This window comes from Streptomyces sp. Y7 (assembly GCF_043195415.1).
Classification (GTDB): Bacteria; Actinomycetota; Actinomycetes; order Streptomycetales; family Streptomycetaceae; genus Streptomyces.
In genome coordinates this window covers 621,315-645,422 of the sequence record NZ_JBIDDQ010000002.1, presented here as the reverse complement: position 1 = coordinate 645,422, position 24,108 = coordinate 621,315, and the positions used below count along the sequence as shown (strand labels likewise).

General features: G+C 73.4%; 19 protein-coding genes. 13 read left to right on the top strand and 6 right to left on the bottom strand.

Features of this window, described 5'->3' with window-relative positions:
- The first annotated feature begins 36 nt into the window (after positions 1–36).
- The 7 genes from ACGFW6_RS08700 (at position 37) to ACGFW6_RS08670 (ending at position 8,647) form a co-directional block, all read left to right on the top strand.
- Complete coding sequence (locus tag ACGFW6_RS08700; RefSeq protein ID WP_393506111.1) at positions 37–1,569, top strand: LuxR C-terminal-related transcriptional regulator; 1,533 nt, start codon at positions 37–39, stop codon at positions 1,567–1,569.
- A gap of 503 nt (positions 1,570–2,072) precedes the next feature.
- Positions 2,073–3,365 carry a helix-turn-helix domain-containing protein gene (locus ACGFW6_RS08695; protein ID WP_393506109.1) on the top strand — a complete coding sequence of 431 codons (1,293 nt, stop codon included), beginning with the start codon at positions 2,073–2,075 and terminating at the stop codon, positions 3,363–3,365.
- A gap of 340 nt (positions 3,366–3,705) precedes the next feature.
- Complete coding sequence (locus ACGFW6_RS08690; RefSeq protein WP_393506107.1) at positions 3,706–4,533, top strand: ABC transporter ATP-binding protein; 828 nt, start codon at positions 3,706–3,708, stop codon at positions 4,531–4,533.
- Entirely contained in the window at positions 4,530–5,330 is an 801-nt protein-coding gene (locus ACGFW6_RS08685; protein ID WP_393506105.1) for an ABC transporter ATP-binding protein, read from the top strand. The genes ACGFW6_RS08690 and ACGFW6_RS08685 overlap by 4 nt, the downstream gene beginning before the upstream one ends.
- The gene (locus tag ACGFW6_RS08680) at positions 5,327–6,226 is read left to right on the top strand and encodes a branched-chain amino acid ABC transporter permease (protein ID WP_393506103.1); all 900 of its coding nucleotides are present in this window, start codon (positions 5,327–5,329) and stop codon (positions 6,224–6,226) included. Before ACGFW6_RS08685 ends, ACGFW6_RS08680 begins: the two co-directional genes overlap by 4 nt.
- Positions 6,219–7,358 carry a branched-chain amino acid ABC transporter permease gene (locus ACGFW6_RS08675; protein ID WP_393506101.1) on the top strand — a complete coding sequence of 380 codons (1,140 nt, stop codon included), beginning with the start codon at positions 6,219–6,221 and terminating at the stop codon, positions 7,356–7,358. The genes ACGFW6_RS08680 and ACGFW6_RS08675 overlap by 8 nt, the downstream gene beginning before the upstream one ends.
- Positions 7,355–8,647: an ABC transporter substrate-binding protein gene (locus tag ACGFW6_RS08670; RefSeq protein WP_393506099.1), complete on the top strand. Its 1,293-nt coding sequence runs from the start codon at positions 7,355–7,357 to the stop codon at positions 8,645–8,647. Before ACGFW6_RS08675 ends, ACGFW6_RS08670 begins: the two co-directional genes overlap by 4 nt.
- 393 nt (positions 8,648–9,040) lie before the next feature.
- Here ACGFW6_RS08670 and ACGFW6_RS08665 read toward each other — a convergent pair whose 3' ends face one another.
- Positions 9,041–9,679, bottom strand: coding sequence for a TetR/AcrR family transcriptional regulator (locus tag ACGFW6_RS08665; RefSeq protein ID WP_393506097.1), 639 nt, complete (start codon positions 9,677–9,679; stop codon positions 9,041–9,043).
- Between the two features lie 67 nt (positions 9,680–9,746).
- Between ACGFW6_RS08665 and ACGFW6_RS08660 the strand changes: the two genes are divergently transcribed.
- Positions 9,747–11,351, top strand: a complete 1,605-nt coding sequence (locus ACGFW6_RS08660; protein ID WP_393506095.1) for an FAD-binding oxidoreductase — start codon at positions 9,747–9,749, stop codon at positions 11,349–11,351.
- A gap of 183 nt (positions 11,352–11,534) precedes the next feature.
- Here ACGFW6_RS08660 and ACGFW6_RS08655 read toward each other — a convergent pair whose 3' ends face one another.
- Together ACGFW6_RS08655 and ACGFW6_RS08650 are read right to left on the bottom strand one after the other, a co-directional pair.
- Positions 11,535–12,668: an AI-2E family transporter gene (locus tag ACGFW6_RS08655; protein ID WP_393506094.1), complete on the bottom strand. Its 1,134-nt coding sequence runs from the start codon at positions 12,666–12,668 to the stop codon at positions 11,535–11,537.
- Between the two features lie 98 nt (positions 12,669–12,766).
- A complete protein-coding gene (locus tag ACGFW6_RS08650) occupies positions 12,767–13,549 on the bottom strand; it encodes a hypothetical protein (RefSeq protein ID WP_393506092.1) in 783 nt (260 codons plus the stop codon).
- 209 nt (positions 13,550–13,758) lie between these two features.
- Between ACGFW6_RS08650 and ACGFW6_RS08645 the strand changes: the two genes are divergently transcribed.
- Genes ACGFW6_RS08645 through ACGFW6_RS08635 form a run of 3 tightly spaced genes read left to right on the top strand, consistent with a single transcriptional unit; the run spans position 13,759 to position 18,568 of the window.
- On the top strand, positions 13,759–15,228 hold the full coding sequence (locus ACGFW6_RS08645; RefSeq protein WP_393506090.1) for an MFS transporter: 1,470 nt from the start codon (positions 13,759–13,761) through the stop codon (positions 15,226–15,228).
- Positions 15,225–17,402, top strand: coding sequence for an FUSC family protein (locus ACGFW6_RS08640; protein ID WP_393506088.1), 2,178 nt, complete (start codon positions 15,225–15,227; stop codon positions 17,400–17,402). Before ACGFW6_RS08645 ends, ACGFW6_RS08640 begins: the two co-directional genes overlap by 4 nt.
- Before the next feature lie 8 nt (positions 17,403–17,410).
- Positions 17,411–18,568, top strand: a complete 1,158-nt coding sequence (locus tag ACGFW6_RS08635; protein ID WP_393506086.1) for a PP2C family protein-serine/threonine phosphatase — start codon at positions 17,411–17,413, stop codon at positions 18,566–18,568.
- Between the two features lie 28 nt (positions 18,569–18,596).
- Here the strand turns inward: ACGFW6_RS08635 and ACGFW6_RS08630 are convergent, their stop codons facing one another.
- Positions 18,597–19,922: a ThuA domain-containing protein gene (locus tag ACGFW6_RS08630; RefSeq protein WP_393506083.1), complete on the bottom strand. Its 1,326-nt coding sequence runs from the start codon at positions 19,920–19,922 to the stop codon at positions 18,597–18,599.
- Positions 19,923–20,121: 199 nt separating this feature from the next.
- Between ACGFW6_RS08630 and ACGFW6_RS08625 the strand changes: the two genes are divergently transcribed.
- Both ACGFW6_RS08625 and ACGFW6_RS08620 read left to right on the top strand, forming a co-directional pair.
- On the top strand, positions 20,122–20,877 hold the full coding sequence (locus ACGFW6_RS08625; protein WP_393506080.1) for a TetR/AcrR family transcriptional regulator: 756 nt from the start codon (positions 20,122–20,124) through the stop codon (positions 20,875–20,877).
- 7 nt (positions 20,878–20,884) lie between these two features.
- Positions 20,885–22,030: an FAD-dependent oxidoreductase gene (locus tag ACGFW6_RS08620; protein WP_393506077.1), complete on the top strand. Its 1,146-nt coding sequence runs from the start codon at positions 20,885–20,887 to the stop codon at positions 22,028–22,030.
- Positions 22,031–22,098: 68 nt separating this feature from the next.
- On the opposite strand, the gene ACGFW6_RS08615 is transcribed toward ACGFW6_RS08620, so the two are convergent.
- Both ACGFW6_RS08615 and ACGFW6_RS08610 read right to left on the bottom strand, forming a co-directional pair.
- A complete protein-coding gene (locus tag ACGFW6_RS08615) occupies positions 22,099–22,764 on the bottom strand; it encodes an NAD(P)H-binding protein (protein WP_393506074.1) in 666 nt (221 codons plus the stop codon).
- A gap of 19 nt (positions 22,765–22,783) precedes the next feature.
- The gene (locus ACGFW6_RS08610; RefSeq protein ID WP_393506071.1) at positions 22,784–23,965 is read right to left on the bottom strand and encodes a mannose-binding protein; all 1,182 of its coding nucleotides are present in this window, start codon (positions 23,963–23,965) and stop codon (positions 22,784–22,786) included.
- Positions 23,966–24,108: the final 143 nt, after the last annotated feature.

The following is a 24,108-nucleotide window of genomic DNA, read 5'->3' as shown; positions in this document are numbered from 1 at the left end:
CGTGGCCACATCGAACTCGCGCGCGGTGGACGGCAGTTGTCCGACGGGCCGGTGGGTGACGCCCGGGAGTCCCTGCTGCTGGCCGCCTCGCTCCTGGCGGCCGACGCGCCGGAGCTGGCCGAGGCCGCCCACCTCGGCGCGGCTGACGCCGCCTGGGCGGCGGGGGACGTCGCGGCTTGTCTGAGCACGCTCGACGGCGTGGACGGCGGGGCGCGTGCCGGACGGTTCGGCGGACCGGGCACCGGCGAAACCGCAGATTCCGACGGCCGCGACGGGGCCGGTGCCCGGGGAGCCGCACGGGGCGACATCGCGGACCACGCGGTCGTTCCCCCCGACCGGGACGGGCCGTCGGGCCCGGAGTGGGCCCGTGACGCGTTCGTCCGTGACTACCGCGACGGCATGCGCGCCCTGCTGGCCCGTCGGCCGGAGCTCGCCGTCGGCCCGCTGCGGCGCGTGCTCGATCGTGCCCGCACCGATCACCGGCCGGAGCGTCTGCTGCGCGCGGCAGCGGCGGCCCTGCTGCTCGGGGACGTCCGCGAGGCCCGCGCCGCCGGGGCCCGCGCCCTCGCGTCCGCCCGCACCGTGGACAACGCGGCCTTCGAGGCCCGGGCCCTGGAGTACCTGGCCTACGGGGAACTGCGCGCCGGCCGTCATGCGCAGGCGCGCGCTCATGCCGAGGAGGGCGTCCGGGCCGCGACGGCGGCCGGGCACCGCAACACGGCGGCGAGTCACCACGCGATGCTCGCCCTGGCGGCCTCCATCGAGGGTGACACCGGCGCGGTCGAGCGACACGCCGGCACCGCCCTGACCGTCGCCCGCCGCCACGGACTCGCGCAGGCCGCGACCCTGGCCGAGTGGGCGACCGCCCGGGCGGACCTCGCGCGCGGGCGACCCCTTGAGGCCGCCGACCGGCTCGGCCCGCTCGTGGGACCCGGCCCCAGACGCGGCCACTTCGCCGTCTGGATGCTGGCCGTGCCCTGCTTCGTCGAGGCCGCGGTGCTGGCCGGGCGCCCGGAGGACGCGCGGACGGTCGTCGCCGACCTCGCCCTGTGGGCGGCCTTCGGCGCCGACCCGCACGCACCCGCCCAACTCGCCCGCTGCCGCGCCCTGCTCGCCCCCGAGGACAGCGCCGACGACCTCTACCTGCGGGCGCTCGCCCTGCACGACGAAGTCGGCGGCGACTTCGAACGCGCCCGCACGGAGCTCCTGTACGGCAGGTGGCTGCGCCGCCGGCGCCGCCTGCGTGAGGCGCGGCCCCGGCTCGGTGCCGCACTCGTCGGCTTCGAACGCTGCGGCGCCGGCGCCTGGGCCGAGCAGACACGCGGCGAACTGCGGGCCAACGGAGCGGCGTCGGGAAGGGAGGCGGCCGGCGGGCTCTCCCCCCTGCTCACGCCCCAGCAACTGCGCATCGCACGGCACGTCGCCGAGGGCGCCACCAACCGCGAGATCGCCCAACGCCTGGCCGTCAGCACCCGTACGGTCGACTACCACCTGCGCAACGTCTTCGCCGCCCTCGGCGTACGCTCCCGCGTCGAACTGGCCCGCATGGTCGACCAGGAGGACCGCTGAGCCGCGGCCCGGTCGCCGGGCGCCGCCGAGAGCCCTGCGGACACGGCGGAGGGGGACGCTCTCCTGCGGCCCTGCGGCCCTGCGGCCCTGCGGCCCTGCGGCCCTGCGGCCCTGCGGCCTGCGGCCTGCGGCGGGCGGCGGGCGGCGGACCGGCCAGCGGCCAGCGGCCAGCGGCGGGCGGCGGGCCGCGTGCATCGCAGTGCACCCCGGCCGCCCCCCACCGGCGCACCGAACCGCCCCGCTTCACGGCATCGAACGGAGCCGCGACACGGGCCCCCAACCCCTGTATCTCCGAGGCCGGCTGAACAATCCCCGTGCTCCGCGCCCAAGAATGCCGCTGCACACCCCTAGGGACCGACCGGACGGTATGCCATCCTTCGGGGCAGGACGACGAGCCGGGTGGCCGCTGCCGCACCGGCGGCGTGCCTCGTCGGACGTCGCAGAGCCGCCGGCCCGGCGCCGTCGGAGCGCTGCCGGGAAGCCGAGGTTGGGGGAGGACCGCGATGCATCCTGCCGTACGCACACGCGCGACGAACCGCACCGGGCCCACGCCCGTTCCGCGGCCGCGGACCCGCCGCATCCGGTCGCTGATCGACGCCGACGCGCTGCGCGTCCTGCACCGGGCGGCCCGCGTCCTGATCGACGACCTCCCGGAACTGACCGACCGGCTCGTGGCGGTCCTGCGCGAGCAGGAACCGGCGTACCGGACCGCGCTGGAGAACGATCACGCCGCCACCTGGGAGGAGGTGCACCGCTCCCTGCGGCACAGCGTCACCTCGCTGCTGGACCCGCGCGGCACCCGCGAGGCCGCCCACCGCTGCACCTGGCACATCGGCGTCACCCGGGCCGAACAGGGGCTGCCGCTGGACGCCCTGCTGCACGCCTTCCGGCTGGGCGGATCCCTCGTCTGGCAGCGGCTGGTGGAGGAGACCTCCCGCTCGGCGCCCGAGGACATCCGCCTTCTCGTGCACGTCGCCACCGACGTGTGGAACTTCGTCGACGAGCACTGCAGCCTCGTCGCCGACGCCTACCGGCAGGCCGAACGCCAGCTGGCCTGGCGGCGCGAGAACCGGGTACGGCTGCTCGCCGCCGCCCTCCTCGACGGCACGAGCCGGATCGCCGACCTGCCCGAGACCGCCGAGGGACTGCGCCTGCCGGAACACGGGAGATACGTCGTCGTCGCGGTCGCCGGCGCACGCCCGCAGGGCCCCGCGGGCCTGCGCCCCGCCCCCGTACCACCGGGCACGAGCGTCTACTGGCACTCGGGAGTGGATGTGGACTACGGCATCGTCCGGGTCGGCGACGAGGGCGACGGGGAGGGCGACCAGGACCCCGTGGAGGCGCTGGGCCTCCCGGCCGACAGCGCGTCCGAGGGGCGGATCGGCGTCGGCAACGCCGTGGCGGGACTGGCCGCCGTCGGCGACGCCCGGCGCCTGGCCGACCTCGCCCTGAGCATCTGCGCGCCCGAGGGCGGCACCGTCCGGCTCACGGAGCACCTGCCCGAAGCCCTCGTGATCTCCTGTCCGGAGCTCGGCGCGACCCTCACCGAGCAGGTGCTCGGCCCCCTGCTGCGGCTCGAACCGGCCGACCGGGACGTGCTGCTGGACACCCTTGCCGCCTGGTTCGCCTGCGACGGCTCCGCCCAGCGCGCCGGCGAGCGGCTCTACTGCCACCGCAACACCGTCCTCAACCGGCTCCGCCGCTGCGAGCAGCTCACCGGCCGCTCCCTGGCCCGCCCGCTGGACGTCGTGCAGATCAGCCTCGCCCTGACGGCACGCCGGCTGCTGCGCGGCTGACGACGGCACACGGCCGGACGCCCGGGGCCTCCGCACGGTCCTGACCCGGCGCCCGAGCACCCGCCGACGCCGGGGCCACGGACACGGCCGACGACCCCGGGCGACCGCGGGGTTGAACCGGATCCGCGCCCGATCCCCTCGACGGCATCGTCGCGCCCTCCCGCCCCCGGCCACACCTCCCCGCACCACCCCTGGGCACCCGCACAACCCCACCCCACCCGCATTGGGACCACGCAGCGTCCTCGCCCGAACACCTGTACCGCCCGCCCGCGCCCGTGCTGTCGTGGGCTGCCCTTCCCCCGAAGCCCCGTGCCCGACGGCACGGACCCGAGGAGCCGTGATGCCCGAAGCACCACCGGACGAAGAGGCCGCCCTGTACGTCGAGGGCCTCGACGTGACCTACGGCCGCGCCCTGTCCGCCCTTCGTTCCGTGTCCCTGACCGTCCCGCACGGCGCGGTCGTCGCCCTGCTCGGCCCCAACGGTGCCGGCAAGACGACCCTGTTGCGGGCGGTGTCGGGCACCCTGCGCCTGCACCGTGGCGCGATCACGGCCGGCGGTATCCACTACGGCGCCACAGAACTCGACGGACGCGACCCGGTCGCCGCCGTACGTGCCGGAGTCGTGCAGGTCCCCGAGGGGCGCCGGGTCTTCGCCGGACTCACCGTCGACGAGAACCTCCGCACCGGCGGCCTCGGCCTCGGCAGGCGCCGCCTGGCCCAGGTCGCCGAGGCCCGGGACCGCGTCTTCGCGCTCTTCCCGCGCCTGGCCGAACGCACCGGGCAGGCCGCCGGGCTGCTCTCCGGCGGCGAGCAGCAGATGCTCGCCATCGGCCGCGCCCTGATGGCGGCCCCGCGCCTGCTGCTGCTCGACGAGCCGTCCCTGGGTCTCGCCCCGCAGATGGTGTACCGGATCGCCGAGGTCATCCGCGAGATCAACACCCAGGGCACGGCCGTGCTGCTGGTCGAGCAGAACGCGGGCATGGCGCTGTCGCTGGCCGACACCGCCCACGTCCTGGAGGTCGGCGAGGTCCGGCTCTCCGGACCGGCCGACGAACTCGCCCGTACCGACGCCGTACGGCGGCTGTACCTGGGCGAGACGACCGAGGCCACAGAAACCGGCGAGGCCACCGAGGCCGCCGAAACCACCGAGGGGCAGGGAGCCGCGTGACCGTCAGCACCACCGCACCGCCCGAACTCACCGTGACGGACGTGACCGTCCGGTTCGCCGGGCTCACGGCCCTGGACGCCGTCTCCTTCACCGTCGTCCCGGGCACCGTCCACGCGCTCATCGGACCCAACGGAGCGGGCAAGTCCACCTGCTTCAACGTGCTGTCGGGGCTGTGCCGCCCGGCCGCGGGTGCCGTACGGCTCGGGGACGCCGAACTGACCCGGCTCGCCCCGCACCGCATCGCCGCACTCGGCGTCGCCCGCACCTTCCAGAACATCGTCACCACCCAGGGCACGGTCGCCGACAACCTGATGCTCGGCCGGCACGCCCTGTCCCGGGCCGGTTTCGCCGCCAGCGCCCTGCGCCTGCCGCACGCCCGGCGCGAGCAGCGCGAGCATCTCGCCCGCGCCCGCGAGATCGCCGAACTCACCGGACTCGCCCCGCACTTCGACAGCCCCGTCGCCCTGCTGTCCTACGGCGACCGCAAGCGCGTCGAACTCGCCCGCGCCCTGTGCCTGGAACCCCGCGTCCTGCTGCTGGACGAACCTGTCGCGGGGATGAACGCGGCCGAACGCGCCCGCACGGTCGAGGTCGTGCACGCCGTACGCGCCGAACTCGGCCTGTCCGTCGTGCTGGTGGAGCACGACATGGGCATCGTGATGCGGCTCGCCGACGAGGTCACCGTCCTCGACTTCGGCCGCGCCATCGCCCACGGCACCCCGGACGAGGTCCGCCGTGACCCCGAAGTGCTGCGCGCCTACCTGGGCACCGGGGCCGACGAGGAGGACGCGGCATGACCACCTTCCTGGACAACGTCTTCAACGGGCTCGCCCTCGGCGCGGTCTACGCGCTCGTCGCCCTCGGCTTCGTCATCATCTTCAAGGCGTCCGGCGTCATGAACTTCGCGCACGGCTCGCTGCTCCTGCTCGGCGGCTACCTCACCGCCGTACTCCACGACGACCTCGGCTTCGCCGGAGCGCTCGCCGTGTCCGTCCTGGTCACCGCGGCCGTGGCCGGCGCCATGGACCGCTTCCTGCTCCAGGCCGGCGGGGGAGCGGACCCGCACGCCGCCCATGTGCAGACCATCGTCACCATCGGCGTCGACATCGTGATCCTCACCGACCTCTCGCGGCGCATCGGCGGTGACCTGCTCTCGCTCGGCGACCCCTGGGGCGACGCGGTCAGCGGGCTGGGCCCGGTGACCGTCGCCGACAGCCGGATCGCGGCGATCGTGGTGTCCACGGTCGTCATCGCCGGTGTCTTCGCCCTGTTCCGGTACACGAACTGGGGTCTGTCCCTGCGCGCCTCGGCCGAGGACGTGGAAGCGGCCGCCCTGATGGGTGTGCGGCTGGTGCGGGTGCGCACCCTCGCCTGGTGCCTGGCCGGAGCGCTGGCGGCCCTGGCGGCGGTGTTCCTCGCCGCGTTCCCCGCGCCGGGCCTGGAACGTACGACGGGGCAGATCGCCCTGAAGGCGTTCCCTGCGGCGATCCTCGGCGGGATGGCCTCACCACCGGGCGCGCTCGCGGGCAGCCTGCTGATCGGTCTGACCGAGGCGCTCGTCGCGGGCTACCAGTCCGATCTGCACGTCCTGGGCGAGGGGTTCGGCGACGTCGCGCCCTACGCGGTGATGGTGCTGGTGCTGCTGGTGCGGCCCACCGGGCTGTTCGGCGGAAAGGCGGCGGTCCGTGTCTGAGCGACTCTCCCGCGCCCGGGCGATCCGGCTGGGGTGGACCTTGGCCGCCGTCGCCGTCCTGTGCGCGCTGCCCTTCTACCTCGACGCATTCTGGCTGCGCATCGGACTGTTCTCGATGGCGGCGGCCGTCGGCGCGGTGGGCCTGGGCCTGCTGTCCGGCACCGCCGGCCAACTCTCCCTCGGCCACGCCTTCTTCCTGGCCGTCGGCGCCTACGGCTACGTATGGCTGGCCGGTGAGCCCGGCCCCGGGCTGCCGACCTCCGTCGCCGCGGTACTCGCGGTGCTGCTGACCGGGGCCGCAGGCGGGCTGTTCAGCCCCGTCGCCGGCCGAGTACGCGGTATCTACCTCGGTGTCGCCACCCTCGCCCTGGTCTTCCTCGGGCACCACGTCCTGCTCACCGCGGACTCCGTCACCGGTGGATTCAACGGCCGCTCGGTGCCGCCGCTGGAGGTGGGCGGCTTCTCCTTCTCCGCCGACTCCGAACTGACCCTGCTGGGAGTGCCGTTCGGCGCCGAGGAACGGCTGTGGTACCTGGGACTCGCACTGTTCGCGGTCACCTGGTTCACCGCCAGGGGGCTCCTGCGAGGCCGTCCCGGACGTGCCCTGGTGGCGCTGCGCGACAGCGAGACCGCGGCCGCGGTGATGGGCGTCGACGTCGCCCGCTACCGCTCGGCGGCGTTCGTCGTCTCGTCGATGTACGCGGGCCTGGCAGGCGTCCTGCTCGCCCTCTCCTTCCGACGCGTGGTCCCCGACTACTTCGGCCTCGTCCTGTCCGTCGACTACCTCGCCATGATCGTCATCGGCGGACTCGGATCGGTGGCCGGAGCCACCGTCGGCGCCGTGTTCGTCACGGCACTGCCCCTGCTGATGACCCGGTACGCCGACCAACTCCCGCTGGTGGCGGCCCCGGGCACCACCGACGGCACGGTCGGTCCCACCGAGGCGGCCCGCTACCTCTACGGCGCGTCGATCGTCCTGATCCTCCTCTTCGCCCCCGACGGCCTGCACGGCCTGGTCCGGCGTCTGCGCGCCCGACTGCGCCGCCCCCGGACCGCACCACCACCCCCGAACGCCACCTCCCCCTCCCAACCACCCGCGCCAGCCGTACGAGCCAAGGAGCCCACCCCGTGAAGCCCTCGCACGACCACACGCACCGCGCCGCACCGCGCACCAGGACGCTCCTGGCCGCGGCCCTCGCCGCCCTCCTGCTCGCCGGCACCGGATGCAGCTCCAAGGCCAACTCCTCCGACAGCGCGGGCGACGGCGCCGACGGCGTCAGGACCGGCCCCGGAGTGACCGACAAGACCATCAAGCTCGGCGCCCTCACCGACCTCACCGGCCCGTACGCGACCCTCGGCAAGAGCATCGTGCAGGCCCAGCAGATGTGGGCCGACGAGGTCAACGCCGCCGGCGGCATCTGCGACCGGCAGGTGGAGATCGTCGTGAAGGACCACGGCTACGACGTCCAGAAGGCCGTCACCGCCTACGCCGACATCTCCGCGGACGTCGTCGCCCTGCCGCAGGTCATCGGATCGCCGGTGATGGCCGCGCTGCTCGACGACATCGAGCGGGACAAGGTGCTCACCTTCCCGCAGGCCTGGGCCGCCTCCCTGCTCGACCGGGAGTCCGTGCAGGTCCTGGGCACCACCTACGACATCGACATGATCGCCGCCGTCGACTTCCTCACCCGCACCAAGGGCCTGGCGAAGGGCGACACGATCGGCCACGTCTACTTCGAGGGCGACTACGGCGCGAACGCGCTGGAGGGATCGCAGTGGGCCGCGAAGAAGGCGGGTCTGAAGGTCGTCGGCCAGAAGATCAAGGCCACCGACACCGACCTGTCCGCGCAGGTCTCGGCCCTGCGCAAGGAAGGCGTCAAGGCGATCCTGATCAGCGCCGGACCCGCCCAGACCGCCTCGCTCGTCGGCGTCGCGGCGTCCCGGGGCCTGAAGGTGCCCGTCGTCAGCAGCGCCCCCGGCTACGCCCCGCAGCTGATGAAGACACCGGCCGCGCCCGCCCTCACCGCGATGCTGAACGTCGTCAGCGCGGCCCCGGCCGTCAGCTCCGACCTGCCCGGCGTGCAGAAGATGGTCGCCTCGTACAAGAAGAAGTACCCGGACTCCCTCGTGGACTCCGGCGTGCTCTCCGGCTACAACGCCGCCCAACTCATGGGCGCCGACCTGAAGAAGGCATGTGAGAGCGGCAGTCTCGCCCGCGAGGACGTGGTCAAGGCGCACCGGGCCCAGTCCAACGTCGACGTCGGGCTCGGCACCGCCCAGAACTTCTCCGACAAGGGGCAGCCGGCCAGCACCTCCACCTACGTGCACAAGCCGGACGCGAAGGCGGTCGGCGCCGCGGTGAACGTGGAGGAGGCGCACACCGCACCCGGCGTCGAGGAGTACCTCGCCTCCCGCAGCTGACGACGTCATGACGAGCGGGGCCGAGGCCGGACACACGGCCTCGGCCCCGCCCGTGCCTGCGGGGGACCGGCGACGTCGCCCGAGCCACCGTCCGGCCCGCGACGTCGCCCGAGCAACTGTCCGGCCCGCGGCGGTTCGCGCACCACCGGTAAGGTGACGCGCGATGCCGAAAAGCCGCCGACGTTCCCCGGAGCTCGACGAGCCGCAGGACGTGCCCAGCGGCGCCGGGTGGATGCCGCACGGCTACTCGCTGGAACCCCACACCCACGTGGCGGGTCAACTCGTCGCGACTCCGGTGACCCCACCTACGAGGGGGAGTTCCGTAAGCGGATCGCCCGGAAGAATCTGGAAACCATGCTGGAACCGGCGCCTCACGCGGCCTCGTAGGCCGGGCTAGGCGTGGTCGTCGCCGGCCGGGACGAAGGACCGGGCGGCGGCGAAGAGCCGTGCGCAGCGTCGAGTCATGGCCTCGGGCGACTGGTCGGGGTGGTTGATCCACCAGCGGACCAGCGCGGTGCACAGGCCGCGCCAGGCGTACTTGAGGGCGTCGGCGTCGAGCGGGTCGCCTGCTCCGGCCGCTCGCAGGAGGTCGGCGGTACCGCTCGCGGCGAGGTCGTCGATGGCGGTGCGGTAGTGCGCCGCTCGGCGGGCGGCGTCACTGTCGGGCGGCAGCGTGGCGTCGTAGAGCACGAACCAGGCCTCGCGCTGCCCGTCGAGGGCGGTGAACAGGGCGTCCAGCACCCGCAGGGAGGTGGGCGGCGCACCGGCGGCCGGCTCGGCCATCGCGGTGCGGACCGCCTCCAGCAGGAGATCGCCGACCGGCTCCAGGCAGGCGAGGTAGAGGTCCTGCTTGCTGCCGAAGTACTGGTGCAGCAGCGGCTTGGTGACACCCACGCGCGCGGCGATGCCGGCCACCGTCGTGGCCTCGTAGCCATGGCGGCCGAACTCCTCGGTGGCCGCGGCCAGAACCTGCCGTTCCCGCGCGGCTCTGGGCACGCCCTTGGTGCCGGCCTTGGAGGGGTGCGTTGTCATGGGCTCGATCTTACCCTACGGTAATTTACCGTTGGGTAAATTCCTTGATCCCGCTGGGAGCACACTCATGTCTGGCACCGCGACCGACCCCGGCACGTCCCGCACCCGCTCCTGGTGGGGCTGGGGCTACACGGACGCCCACCCGGCCGACGCCGAGTGCGTCGAGATGGGCGCCCTGCTGCCGGGAACCCTCGCCCGCCCGCTGCCGATACCGCGGGTCGCCGACCTCTCCGTCGGCCGTCCCGGCGTGACACCCCCGCCCTCACTCGCGCACCTGGTCACCGCCGATCCCGAGGCGCGCGCCTCCCACGCCATGGGCAAGGCCTACCGGGACGTCATCCGCGCCCTGCGCGGCCGTCCCGGCCGGATCCCCGACCTCGTCGCCCGCCCGACCGGCGACCAGGACGTGGCCGACCTGCTGGACTGGGCCGGCGAGCACGCCGTGGCCGTCGTCCCCTTCGGGGGCGGCTCGTCGGTCGTCGGCGGCGTGGAGTACCGGGGAGACGCCCACCGGGCCGTCCTGTCACTGGACCTGACCTCGATGGACCAGGTTGTGGAGATCGACACCGTCGGCCGCTCCGCCCTCATCCAGGCCGGTGCGCTCGGGCCCGTACTGGAAGGGCAGCTGCGCCCCCACGGCCTGACGCTGCGCCACTTCCCGCAGAGCTTCGAGTTCTCCACCCTCGGCGGCTGGCTCGCCACCCGGGCCGGCGGCCACTACGCCACCGTCCGCACCCACATCGACGACTTCGTGCAGTCCCTGCGCGTCGTCACGCCCGCCGGAACCGGCACGTCCTGGCGCCTGCCCGGATCCGGCGCCGGACCCTCGCCCGACCGGCTGTTCCTGGGATCCGAGGGCACGCTCGGCGTCATCACCGAGGCGTGGATGCGCCTGCAGGAACGCCCCCGGTACAAGGCCTCCGCGTCCGTCGCCTTCACCGACCTCCACCGTGCCCTGGACGCCGTGCGCGCCCTCGCCCAGTCCGACCTCGCCCCGGCCAACTGCCGCCTGCTCGACCCCGGCGAAGCCCTGCTCTCCGGCGCCTCCCACGACGGCTCCTCCGTCCTGGTCCTGGGCTTCGAATCCGCGACCTCCCCGGTCGACGACCGCCTCGCCACCGCCCTGGACATGGCCCGCGCACACGGCGGCACCGGCGAGGCTCCGAAGGCGGAGCGCGACATACCGGCCGACGAGGCCGTGAGCGCGTGGCGCTCGGCGTTCCTGCGCATGCCCTACCTGCGTGACGGTCTGGCCCGTATGGGCGCCGTCGTCGAGACCTTCGAGACGGCCGCCACCTGGGACCGGATCCCGGCCCTGATCGACGCCGTCCGCACCGAGGTCGGCGCCGCCGCCCGCAAGGCCACCGGGCACGAGGCCACCATCAACTGCCGCCTGACCCACGTCTACCCCGACGGGGCCGCCCCCTATTTCACCGTGGCCGTCGGCGGCCGGCCCGGTGACGAGGTCGCCGTCTGGGACGACATCAAGGCCGCCGCGACCGACGTCCTGCACCGCCACCGCGCGACCATCACCCACCACCACGCCGTCGGCCGCGACCACCGCCCCGGCTACGACCTCCAGCGCCCGGCTCCCTTCGCCCTCGCCCTGCGCGCCACCAAGAACGCCCTGGACCCGCACGGGATCCTCAATCCGGGAGTTCTGCTGGACTGACGACAGCGGGCCGGTCGCCTGCGGGCCGGCCCGTCGCCCATGGATCGGCCGCCTGCGGGCCGGGCGCTTACGTGCCGACGCTTACGTGCCGACGCTTACGTGCCGACGCTTACGTGCCGACGCTTACGTGCCGACGTCGAAGTGCCCGTCGCCTGCAGGCCGACGCCTACGAGGGCCGGGCGCCTACGGACCGGTCTTCGCGGGCCGGGTGCCGCTGCCCGACCTGCCCTCGGCGCGGCCGCGCAGTGCCTGGTGGACGGACCAGAGGACGGCCACGAACGGGACGGCCACGACCGCGCCGATGAAGCCGGCCGCGATCGCTCCGCCGACGACGGCGAGCGCCACGACGACCGGATGAAGGCGTACGGCCCAGCTCATGACGATGGGGTGGAGGAGGTGGCCCTCGATCTGACCGATGATCACGATCAGCGCGACGACGATGAGAGCGGTCACCGGACCCTTCGTGGCGAGGGCGACGACGGCCGCCACGGCCAGCGCGATGGGGGAGCCGATCAACGGGATGAACGCGGCCGCGAATTCCAGCAGCGCCAGTGGAACGGCCAGGGGGACGCGGAGGATGAGCAGCGCGATGCAGACCAGGAAGGCGTTGGTCGCCGCGACCAGCAGGATGCCGTGCGTGTAGCCGGTGAAGGTCCGCCACGCAGCCCGGCCCGCGACCATGAGGTGCTGCCGTGCCCGCGTGGGGAGCTGATCGCAGATCCACTGCCACTGCCGGTCGCCGGAGTGGGTGAAGAAGACGGCGCAGAACAGGGCGAGGGCGAGAACGGTCAGTACTTCGAGCAGCCGGCTCGCGCCGCTCACCGCCTCACTGATGAGCGTGGAGCGGTGGCTGGAGAGGAGTTTGCCGATCCTGGACTGGAGGTCGTTGAACGTGTCCGGCGGGAGACGGAAGGGAGGCTCCTCCAGTTGGCGCTCGATCCGGTCGACTCCCGCCACGAACTCCTTCTGGAGCCCTCTGCGCTGACCCGCCACGATCTCCCCCACCAGCGCCAGCCCGCCGAGGACGACGACGATGCCGCCGATGACCGCGCTCGCGACGGCCAGCGGACGCGGCAGCTTGCGCGCGAGCAGGCCGGCCACGGGCCGCAGCAAGGTGGTGAGGACCAGGCCCAGGAACACGGCGACGGCGATCCGGTGGAACTGCCCGAGCACCGAGAACACGGCACGCACGACGATCGCCACGGCGATGATCCGCCAGGCGTACGCGGCACACGTCCGCAGCCACTCCGGCACGCGCGACTCCCCGCCGCTGGGGCGGCCGGCAGACGGGGCGGGCGGATCGGGGGGTGTGGCCATCCTCATGCCCGTACCACTCGGCCACCGTCGGATCGCGGACCCGGCCCGGAATTCGCCCGAAGGCCGGTACCGGCTCCGTCACGACGGTGCGGGCCGGCTCAGGGCGCCCAGGGCAGTTGTACGGCCTCGATCTCGGAGTCGGACAGCAGCGCCTCGACGAGCGCCGGGGGGCCGGCGACCTTGGTGGCCCACAGGTCGTAGTCGGTGCACACGACCCAGGAGCGGTCCTGTGCCCAGAGGTTGGACGGGCTGAAGACGGTCTCCGGATCGTCGTACAGGCTCCGGGCGTCGCCGAGACGGCCCGTCCGTACACGGAGGTTGTCGAAGTCCATGGCTTTCAGCATCAGCGGGGTCCAGTAGGCCAGGCAGGCGGTGTCCGCTCCCGCGGGACTGTGCGCGGTGAGGAGGTCGATCAGCCGGTTCCACGTCGGTCGGTCCAGGCTTCCCTCGGTGGGCGGCACGATGCCCAGGGGCCAGCTGTCGTCCTTCTTGGCCGAGGGGAAGCAGCGGTACGACGGCAGCAGCCCTTCGGGTACGACGGGGTCTCCGGTGCGCCGGGAGAGCTCGGCCCAGCGCAGGCGCCGCCAGCCGGTGCCGGGATGGTCGGCGCGACCCAGGCCGCCTCCCGTGGCGATGGCCGGTGCGCCGATGCCGGTGTCCGCCCGGATGCCGCCTTCCCTCTGCCGGGCCTGCCGGTACTCGTGGTGGGAGAGCGTGCCCGGACCCGCTTCGTGCTCGTACATGGCGTTGAGGACCCAGGCCGCGTCGGGCAGCGCCGGAGGCGTGAACCCGGTGATGCCGTCACCGCACAGCTCCAGCAGCCAGTCGGTCGAGGCGGACGGGGCGGCTGCCCGGCGGGGTGCCGGCGGTTCTTCGGGCATGCGGACATGCTCTCACCTGCGGTTCGGCCGCCCGGACGGTCCCCGGCCCTGGTCCCGGTCGCTCCGGCGGGATACCGCCGGGTGGGGGAGTGCCGGGCTGCGGGCGTTGCGGGGGCGGCCGACAATTGGGCGGCGGAGGGCGTGTCCGGCCGGCCGCGTCGTGCCGTGGTTCGCTGCCGTGGTGGTGTCGGTCCGAGAGGAACGTGCTCATGGGCGCTGAGTCTTCGCCGGCCGCGCGCACGGGTGCCTTCATCGCGGTGGCGGTCGCCCTGTTCTGCATCCAGCTCGACTTCTTCGCGCTGAACCTGGCCGTCCCCGGCATCGCGCGCGAGTTCCAGGTCACCGCCTCGGCCGCCCAGTGGACCCTCTCCGCCTACATGCTCGCCATCGGCTGCTGCTTCATCGTCGGCGGCCGGGTCGGTGACGTCTTCGGACGCAGGGGCGCCCTGCTCGCCGGGACGGCTCTGTTCGCCGCCGGGTCCGTCGGCTGCGCGCTGGCGCCCGGTCTGTGGGCGCTCGTCGGTGCGCGGATCGTGCAGGGCGTCGGCGCGGGCTTCGTCTTCCCCGTGTCGGTCGCCGTGATCACCAACGCCTTCCCGGACACGACCCGGGCCCGCGCGCTGGGAGCCGTGTTCGGCATCGCCAACGTGGGCACGGCCCTGGGCCCGTTCGTGGGCGGCGGCTTCACCGAGGGCCCCGGCTGGCGCTGGATCTTCTGGCTGCTGGCACCGCTGAGCGTGCTGGCGCTGGTCGTGGCCCAGGTGTACGTCCCCGACTCCCGGGATCCGACGGCACCGCGCCAGCTCGATCTGACCGGCTGCGCGACGGTCGTGTGCGCGCTCGCCGCGCTCACCCTGGCCGTGGAACGCGGCAGCGCCTGGGGCTGGGACCACGCCCGCACCCTCACCCTGCTGGCCCTCTTCGTCGTGGCGGCCGCCCTGTTCGTCCATCGGGAGCGGCGCGCCCGGCACCCGCTCATCGACCTCGGGCTCTTCCGCAACACGCCCTACGTCCTGGTGACCGGCACGGGAACCGTCACCAACATGGGCTACGCGGTGACCGTCTTCGTGTCGACGCTGTACCTCCAGCAAGTGCGCGGTCTGTCACCGCTGGAAGCGGGCGCGGTGTTCCTGGCCCCCGCCGCGCTGGTGGCGCTCAGCGGCCCGCTCGGCGGCAGGCTGTCGGGGCGGATGCGGCCGGTGTCGGTGATGGCGCTGGCCGGAGCGGTCGCCGGTACGGGGATGATCGTGCTCAGCCTGGTGGCGGCCTGGTGGCTGTACGTCCCGGTGTTCGCCTGGTGCGGGCTCGGCCTGGGGCTCGGCTGGACGTTCGCGAGCGTCGCCACCCAGCAGGTCGTGACGCCCGAGCGGGCCGGTGAGGCCTCCGGTGTGCTGCTGACGTTCCTGGTCACACTGGGCGGCGTCGCCCTGGCGGCTGCCGCGTCCGCCATCACGGCGATGGTGCCGGAGCGGTCGCCGCAGGCCGCGTACGACGCGATCCTCCGCTTCGGAGGCGCGGTGATTCTGGCGGCCTCGGCGGTCGTCCTGGTGGTGCGGCACCGGCTCGTACGCACCGCGGGCGACGGGGACTTCCCACCGCCCGGCGCGTCAGGCCCGGCGCCGTCGCCGCGCTCGGCGGGCGCGCGGACCGCGGGCGACGCCGACGGGCGCCTGCCGTGACGGGCGGCGCGGAACGGACCCGGATCCTGCACCGGTCGGTGCGGGTGACCCTGGCCGCGTCCCTGGGGTTCTACCTCTTCGTGTACGGGCTCGACGAACCGGTGCTCGCCCTGTACGCGCTCTTCGGGCCCATCTCGCTCGGCCTGCTGTCCCCGATCCCCGGATCCGGACGGCAGCGGGCCGAGGTGATGCTGAAGGCACTGCCGGTGGGGCTGGGGCTGGTGGCCCTCGGGACCGTGCTGGCGGTGCACACCTGGACGGCCGTGCTCGGCATGCTCGTCGTGGGGTTCCTCCTCGCCTTCGCGGCGATCGCGGGCCCGCGGCCCGCCGGGGCGGCACCGGGACTCCAGCTCTTCTACATCCTGGCGTGCTTCCCGCCGTACGAACCCGGGACGCTGGGGCTGCGGTTGGCCGGGCTCACCTTCGGCGTGGTGGCGCTGGTGCTGTGCGAGCTGCTCGTGCTGCCGTCCCCACCGGAGCCGACGTACCTGGCGGCCCTGGCGCGGGCCCTGGCGACGGCGCGCGACACCATCACCGGGGACGACGACCTCTCACCGGGGGAGCTGAGGGAGGTCGGGGCGCAACTGCGGCTGTCCCACACCGCGCCCGCTCAACGCCCCGCCGGCCCCGGCCGGTCGGCCCGCGGCCTGGCGCAGGCGGGATCCGCAGCCCGTCGGCTGCTGGAACAACTCGCCCATCTGACCGAGGTGGGCGAGCTGCGCGCCCTCGTGCGGAGCGGGGCGGGGGACGCGGACCGGGAGGGCAGGGACACGGCGCTGCGGCTGCTGCTGCCGCGCGTGGTCTCCCTCCTCGACGACACCGCCGCCGCACTGCGCACGGGCCGGGCCGCTCCGGGACCGCAGCGGATGGACGAGGCCATCGACGAGTTCCAGCGGATGCGCGCCCGGCAGGCGGCGGGACCCGCCGACGAGGTACCTCCGGCCGACGTGCTGCGCAGACAGGCGGCGCTGCTGGCGGTCGCCGAGTCGGTGCGTGCCCTGGAGATCTCCGTGCGGGTCGGCCTCGACGGACGGCGCACCGCGCCCATCGAACCCGCGGAGCTGTTCTGGTACACGCACGCCGCCGCGTCCCAGCTGTGGCTGCGCCGGATCACCGGCAACATCTCGCTGCGCTCGGTGCAGTTCCACAACGCCCTGCGGATCGCGGTGGCGTTGGCCGCGGCACGCCTGGTGGCCGGCTCGCTCGATCTGACACACGGCTTCTGGGTGCTGCTGGCGGTGCTCACGCTGAGCCGGACCACCGTGGGGGAGGCATGGACGGCCATCCGCCAGGCCGTCGCCGGCAACCTCGTGGGCGCCGTCGTCGCGGGCGCCCTGCTCACCGGCCTGGCCCAGCACACCGAGGCGTACGCGGCGATCCTGGCACCCGCCATGCTGATCGCCTTCGCGCTCGGGCCGCTGCTCGGCATCGCCTGGGCGCAGGGCCTGTTCACGCTGGTGGTGGCCACCGCGTTCGCCCAGATCGCCCCCGCCTCCTGGCGGCTGGCCGAGGCGCGGATCGTGGACGTGGTCACCGGCAGCGCCATCGGGCTGCTGTGCGGCATGCTCGCCTGGCCGGCCGGCGCCCGCGCCGAGGTGCGCAGAACCATGGCGGGCCTGCTGTACGAGTGCGGTCCGCTGATCAAGGGCACCGTCGGCATGCTCGCCGCGGTGCCGCCGGGCTCGGTCCCGGCACCGGCCTCGCTCCCCGCGCTGCACCGGCTGCGCCTGGCCGAGTCCGCCTACGCCCAGTTCCGCAGCGAACCCGGAAGCGACGCGCACGTACGCGCCGACTGGCACGCCGTGCTCCTCACCGCCCACCACGTCGTGCTCGGTGCCCAGTGGCTGCCCCGCTTCGACCTGCCGACCACCGCCCTGCCCCCGGAGGCCGGCGACCGGGCCCGGGCCGGCGCCCGCGCGCTCGCCCGGACCACCGACCGGCTCGCCGACCTGTGCAGCGGCAGACGGCCGAAGACGGGTGATGCGGCACCGCCGCCCGCGCGGCCGGCCGGGCCGCCGCTGCCCGTGCTGGTCGACCTGGACATGTGGCTGCGCAGCCTCACCGCCCAGCTCACCCGCATCGAGGCGGGACTGCCCGAGGCGATCCGAGGACCGCGGCGCGGCACAGCGGCCGCCGGCACCGCGGGTTCCGGCGCCGACGGGCCCGGAAGCTAGGGCGCCCCGTGTCCGGCCGGCCCCTCCGCCACGAACTACGCGGCCCCACCCCGCGCGGCTGGGTGTGGTGGCTGCCGCTGGTCGCGGTGCTCATCGACATCGCCGCCGAATTCATCGTCAGGGGCCGTGAACCGGTGAGCTTCCTGCTCGTCGCCGTCCCGGCCCTGGCCGCCGCGACGCGCGGCCCGCTGGGCACCGCGATGTCGGCGGTCGTGTGCCTGGGACTGCAGATGTGGATGGCCGCCCGCCGCCCGGGCCACTTCGACGAACAGCACCACGTCGCCCTGTACGCCGCCACCGCCCTCATCGGCGTCGCGAGCGTCGCGCTCGCCGTGCAGCGGGAACGGACCCGGCAACACCTCATCCGCGCCAACTCGGTCGCCGAGGCCATGCAGCGAACCCTGTTGCGTCCGGTCCCGCGAAGACTCGGCCCGGTGCGTGCCGCCGGGTTCTACGAGGCGGGCGAGGGCGGCACACTCGTCGGCGGGGATCTGTACGACGTGTGCGAGACGCCGTTCGGGGTGCGGGCGATCATCGGCGACGTCCGGGGCAAGGGACTCGGCGCGGTGCAGACCGTCGCCGCCGTACTCGGCAGCTTCCGGGTATCGGCCCACGAGTGGCAGAGCCTGAGCGCCCTCGCCGCACGGCTGGAACTGAGCATCGCCCGCAACAGCCCGGTCGGTGACGACGGCGACCCCGAACTGTTCGTGACCGCGCTGGTGCTGGAGTTCCCGCCGGAGGGCGGCGAGGTGCGCATCGTCGACCGCGGCCACCCCGCGCCCCTGGCGGTCGGCCCGCGCGGCGCCCGACGCCTGCCCACGGCACCGGGGCTGCCACTGGGGCTGGGCGGAATGTCACCGGACGGGGTCGACACGACGGTGCATCCGCTCGAACCGTCGGAGGTGCTCGTCCTGCACACGGACGGGGTGAGCGAGGCGCGGGACGCGGAAGGCGTCTTCTACCCGGTGTTCGAACGGCTCGGGGAACGGTTCTCCGGGGAGCGCGCACCCGACCCGGAGACGGTCGTGTCGTTCGTACGCACGGACGCGGAACGCTGGTCGGCGCAGGCCGACAACGACGACCGTGCCGTGCTCGCCCTGTCCCTGGACGCTGCGGCCTCCCCGCGCCGGGACGGACGCGGCACCGGCGACGCCACGGGCGCGTAGCGTCGCCGGCCGCTTTCCCGGCCCTTGGTCAGGGCTGTTCGGTGAGCCGGAAGGACTGCGCGGCCGAGTTGTCGCAGGCCCGCTGGACCAGCTGCACACTGTTGGCCGAACTGCCCGTGGTGCTCAGGCACCTGCCGCTGTGCCGGGCGACGAAGCGGTAGCTCCCCGACGCCTCCCGCTCGGGACGCCACTGCTGGTTGGCGCCGCCTCCGTAGGACCACAGCTGCAACGGCGCGTTGTCGGCGGTCGAGACGCCGGTGACGTCGACGACCTGCTGGGGGTTGCCCCGGATCGCGATGCGCGAGTAGCCGCTGTCGGTGGGACGGAACTGGAACTGCTGGGCCTGGGTCTGGTTGCAGGTGTACTGCTGGATCGCGGTGCCGTTGGCCGTGGCCGCCGCCCTGGCGTCGACGCAGGCGCCGTTCGCGGCATTGCTCAGGGAGTACCAGGCGGTGTCCGAGATCGGATCGGTGGGCGTGGGAGTGCCGCTCGCGCCGGCGAGCCACTTCAGCCCGTCGATGAGGAAGCGGTTCTGGGTGGCGCTGGCGAACGTGGACGACAACCGCGTGTTGGTCTCGTAGTTCATGGCGTTGTGGCCGAAGTTCGCGTAGAGCATCTTGTACTGGGTGTTGGTCCACAGGATCGGGTAGTAGCCGCTGTACCAGGACTGGTTGGGGTCGGTGCCCAGGGGGAAGCTCGACGGGTCGACCGACGCCAGGATCTTGATGTTCGGGTTGGTGCGCAGGTCGTTGGACCAGCTGTACCACTCGCTGACCGCCGAGGTGAACGTGGCGGGAAGACCGGTGGTGGAGGGGTGCGTGCGGTCCTCCGTGCGCAGCACGGCCGTGGTCGGGCCCCAGGTGTTGGAACGGAAGTTCCCGCTGCCCAGGAAGCTGTTGTAGTACCAGGGCCAGGAACCGGCGTCGGTCGTGAACGCCGAGACATGGAAGCCCATCCAGCCGCCGCCGGCCCGCACGTACCGTTCGAATCCGGCCCGCTGGGCCGCGCTCTGCGGTGCGTCGTCGAGGAAGAGGACGACCTGGTAGTCGTTCACGCCTCCGTTGGCGAGCAGGTCCCAGTTGGTCGTCGCGGTGTAGGTGAAGCCGTTCTGGGCGCCGGTGCGCGGAAACCACTCGTTGGCTTCCTTGACGAAGTCGATGTGGGCGGCGTCCCACGTGCCGTTGTAGAAGGCGATGACCTTGAACGGGTCGGCCTGGGGCGCTGCGGAGGCCGGGGGAGCGGCGGTGGTCGGGGCGACCGTGAGCCCCAGCATCATCGCGAGTCCTGCCAGAAGCCGTACCGCGAGCCGTCTGATCGGTGAGGCACCGAGCCGGCGTCCTGGGTGGTGAGGCATGTCGTCTCCTGCGCCGGCGAGCGGCGTGTGGGGGATGGAGGGATGTGGTGTGTGCATGCCAGGTACTTATTTCACAGCATGATTTAAGAAGCGCCAGAAATGCCCTGTCAAGGCTTTGGTATAGGCCAATCCGTAATCCGCGACGTCCGCTCGGCGTGACGAACTTGTTCGTGACGAACATGTTCGTTACGGTGTGAGGGTGCCCGAAGGAACCCCCACCCCACGCAGCCGCCGCGAGCGGCCCGCCAAGCCCGCCCTCACCTACGAGGGCATCGTCGCCACCGCCGTACGTCTGATGAAGGCCGAAGGGCTTCAGCGCGTCACCATGCGGCGGCTGGCTCAGGAACTCGACACCGGGCCGGCGTCGCTGTACGTGTACGTGGCCAACACGGCCGAGCTGCACGCCGCGATCCTGGAGGACCTCCTCGGCGTCGTCGACCTCACGCCGGTGGACGGCGACGGCGCGTGGACCGACCGGCTCATCGCCGTGCTCGGCTCCTACACGCGGGTGCTGTTCGAGCATCCCAGCCTCGCGCACTCCGCGCTGGTCGCCCGTCCCTCGGGCCCCCACTACCTGGCGCTGGTCGAGGCGATCCTGGCCCTTCTGCACGAGGGCGGGGTCCCCGACACGCAAGCGGCCTGGGGCGTGGACGTCCTGTTGCAGGTGGCGACCGCAACCGCCGCCGAGCAGTCCGCCCGGGACCGCGACAGCGCCGCCGAGGACGAGTTCCGGTCCCTCACGACGACCCTGCTCACGGTCTCGCCCGAGACACATCCGCGGATCGCCGCGGTGGGCGACGCGCTCGTGTCCGGCACCCCGCAGGAGCGTCTGACGTGGATCTTCCGCTCGGTCATCCAGGGGACCCTGACCACCCCCACACCGGAAGGCGGCACCCGCGCCGACGCGAGCCGTCACGAGCCGCCGGACTCCGGACCCGTACCGAGGAGAAAGTAGACCGACCATGACCACCACCACTCACCACCCCGTCCTCGTCGTCGGCGCCGGCCTCAGCGGCCTGACGCTGGCCCGCGTACTGCATGTCAACGGCCTCGAAGCGGTCGTCCTCGACCTGGAGGAGAGTGCGCAGACGCGCCCCCAGGGCGGCATGCTCGACCTCCACGAGGAGACCGGTCAGACGGCGCTGCGCGTCGCCGGGCTCCATGAGCAGTTCCGCGCCAAGGTGCACCCCGGCGGGCAGGCGATGCGGGTCCTCGACAAGCGCGCCCGCGTCCTGCTGGACGAGGCGGACGACGGCACCGGCGGCCGCCCGGAGATCGACCGCGGGGATCTGCGGGAGATCCTGCTCCGCTCGCTGCCGGAGAACACGATCCGTTGGAACAGCAAGGTCGTCGGCGCGCGCCCGCTCGGCGCCGGCCGGCACGAGGTGACCCTCGCCGACGGAACCGTCCTCACCACCGACCTGCTCGTCGGCGCCGACGGCGCGTGGTCCCGGATCCGGCCGCTGGTCTCCGACGCCACCCCCGAGTACAGCGGTGTCTCCTTCGTCGAACTCGATCTCCTCGACGCCGAAGCGCGCCATCCCGAATGTGCCGAACTGACCGGCGGCGGCATGTGCTTCGCCCTGGGCGACGACAAGGGCTTCCTCACCCACCGGGAGACGGACGGCAGTCTGCACGTCTACACCGCCCTGCGAACCCCGGAACACTGGCTGTCCACCCTCGACTTCACCGACCCCGACGCGGTCAGGGCCGCTCTGCTGGAGTGCTTCGCCGACTGGGCGCCCGGCCTGCGGCAGCTGATCACCGAGTGCGACGGCTCGCCGGTCCCCCGGCTCGTCCACGCACTGCCCGTCGGGCACGACTGGGAGCGCACCCCCGGTGTCACCCTGCTGGGCGACGCGGCCCACCTGATGTCCCCCTTCGCGGGGGAGGGCGCCAACCTGGCGATGATCGACGGCGCCGAACTCGGGCAGGCCCTCGCCGCGCACCCCGGGGACACCGAGGCGGCACTGACGGCCTACGAGAAGGCGCTTTTCCCGCGCAGCGAGGAGGCGGCCCGGGAGTCGGCGCAGGGCCTGGAGACGATCTTCAACGACCGGGCTCCTCAGCCGCTGCTCGACATGTTCGCCTCCTTCGCGACGGACTGACCGGCGCACGCGCAACTCGGGGCGGACCACGACGGGAACACGCCGGCCGCCGCGGGTGCGCGGCAGACCTACGTGCCGAGGCGGGTGATCCGGTCCGTTCGCAGGACCCGCGGTCCCGAACCGCCGAGCCGCGCAACGGCGATCATCGCCCGCCCGAGGTGCTCGGTGCTGGTCACGTAGCGGGGCGTCACCCGGCGCAGCAGCGGATACAGCCAGGACGTGAGGCGGTACGCCAGCCGGTACCACCGCGTGGCGGAGGTCTCCCCGTGGACGGGCTGGATCCATCCGGGCCGGAAGGCGTACGCGTGCATGTCCATGGCCATCAGCGCGTTCTCCGTCCGGCCCTTCACACGGGCCCAGAAGACGCGTCCCCGCTCCGTGCTGTCGGTGCCTTCCCCCGACACGTACACGAACGTCACGTGCGGATTGTCGGCCGCCACCACCCGCGCGGCCTCCAGCGTGTAGTCGTACGTGATCTTCTCGTACTCCTCGTGGCTGCGGCCCACCGACGAGACGCCGAGGCAGTAGAAGCAGGCGTCCGCCCCGGAGAGGTCTCCCGCGATCGGCGTGAGATCGGTGAAGTCGCCGTGCCGCACTTCGCGCAGCTTCGGCGCGCTCTTGCCGAGCGGCTGCCGTACGACGGCGACGACCTCGGTGACCTCCGGCTCTTCCAGGCACGCGCGCAGAACGCCTTGCCCGACCATGCCGGAGGCCCCGAACAGAACTACCTTCACCTCGACTCCATCCGGGACGTCAGGTCGACCAGAGCACCGCGCCGTTCTGCACGATGACCACCTTGGCGTCCGCGCGCAGGACGAGTTGGGCTCCTTCGTGGCCCCAGGTCTGGGAGGCCCAGATCGGGCGGTCCTCGCCATTGTGGATCACCAGGTTGCCGTCCTGCTGGAAGATCGCCCGGTGGTTCGTGCCGAAGGTCATGGACGCCCAGATGGGCTTGCCCTGCTCGTTGTAGACGACGAGGTTGCCGTCGGTCTGCATGACCATCCGGATGCGATTGGTCGTCCAGGCCTGGTTGACCTCCAGGACGCTGGTCGCGTAGACGGTCTCGGTGCTCCAGTTCGGCTTCGGCGTCGCCTTGGGCTTCGGCTTGGGCTTGGCCTTGGGCTTCGTCGTGGGCTTGCTGCTCGGGCTGGACTCCGGCGCGGGTGCGGCGGGCTGGGGAGCGGTGACCTTCGAGGGCGCGCTCTTCGTCGCCTTCGCCTTCTTCGGCGACGGGCTGGGCTTCTCCGCCACGTAGTCGTCGAGAGCGGCCGGGGCGGAGGTCGGGTTCAGGACGGTGTCGGAGCCCTCCGCGGCCAGCCCCTTGGCGGAGTCGGGCGGCCCGTCGTCCTTCGCGCTGCCGGTCAGCAGCAGCGGAATGGCTATCAGCGCGGCTCCGGCTATCGCCGCACCCGCCAGGATCGGTTTGCGGGGGCGCCCGCTGCCCACACCGGTGGTGGTCCTGGCGTTCGGCGGCGTGGTCGCGACGGCCGCCGCCACGGCGACGCGTGCCTCGGGTGTCTCGGCGGTGTCGGTTGCCGCCTCGGGTGAGGTCGGCGTGGGGGTGGTTTCCCCGGGCCCGGTGGTGCCGGACTCCGCCGTCGCCGCGCGGGACTCCCCGTCCGCGGAGCCCGGCTTCGTTCCGCTGGTGCCGGCGTCCCCGTCCGCGTCGCCGGGCTTCGGACCGCTGGCGCCGGACTCTCCGCCCGCAGGGTCCGGCTGAGCGCTGCTCGTGCCGGACTCCCCGCCTGCGGTGTTCGACTCCGCGCCGTTCGTACCGGCCTTCGTGCCGGTGCCCCCGGACTCGGCCTCCGCGGCGGGGCCCTGGCCCGGTACCGGCTCGTCCGGTGCGGAGGGGGCGGGCGGTAAACCGGTACCCCCTGCGCGGGCGGCGGCCGCCTCCGCGTTCGCGTCGGGGGTGGGGTGCTGGGGGGACATGCGGTACTCCTCCTCGGTGGCGGAGCTGTCGGTGATGGCCGGGGCCCGTGCAGTGGTCGGCTGGACGAACTCCGGGAAGCCCGGCGGGCGTTGGTCGGACGCTCGCCGGGACGGACCGGTCCGCCCCGGTCGCCGTCGTCGAG

Coding starts and splice junctions, on each gene's coding strand:
- ACGFW6_RS08645 (WP_393506090.1), top strand. CDS start 13,759: ATGGGCGCTGAGTCTTCGCCGGCCGCGCGCACGGGTGCCTTCATCGCG.
- ACGFW6_RS08665 (WP_393506097.1), bottom strand. CDS start 9,679: ATGACAACGCACCCCTCCAAGGCCGGCACCAAGGGCGTGCCCAGAGCC.
- ACGFW6_RS08610 (WP_393506071.1), bottom strand. CDS start 23,965: ATGTCCCCCCAGCACCCCACCCCCGACGCGAACGCGGAGGCGGCCGCC.
- ACGFW6_RS08690 (WP_393506107.1), top strand. CDS start 3,706: ATGCCCGAAGCACCACCGGACGAAGAGGCCGCCCTGTACGTCGAGGGC.
- ACGFW6_RS08660 (WP_393506095.1), top strand. CDS start 9,747: ATGTCTGGCACCGCGACCGACCCCGGCACGTCCCGCACCCGCTCCTGG.
- ACGFW6_RS08680 (WP_393506103.1), top strand. CDS start 5,327: ATGACCACCTTCCTGGACAACGTCTTCAACGGGCTCGCCCTCGGCGCG.
- ACGFW6_RS08620 (WP_393506077.1), top strand. CDS start 20,885: ATGACCACCACCACTCACCACCCCGTCCTCGTCGTCGGCGCCGGCCTC.
- ACGFW6_RS08655 (WP_393506094.1), bottom strand. CDS start 12,668: ATGGCCACACCCCCCGATCCGCCCGCCCCGTCTGCCGGCCGCCCCAGC.
- ACGFW6_RS08695 (WP_393506109.1), top strand. CDS start 2,073: ATGCATCCTGCCGTACGCACACGCGCGACGAACCGCACCGGGCCCACG.
- ACGFW6_RS08630 (WP_393506083.1), bottom strand. CDS start 19,922: ATGCCTCACCACCCAGGACGCCGGCTCGGTGCCTCACCGATCAGACGG.
- ACGFW6_RS08650 (WP_393506092.1), bottom strand. CDS start 13,549: ATGCCCGAAGAACCGCCGGCACCCCGCCGGGCAGCCGCCCCGTCCGCC.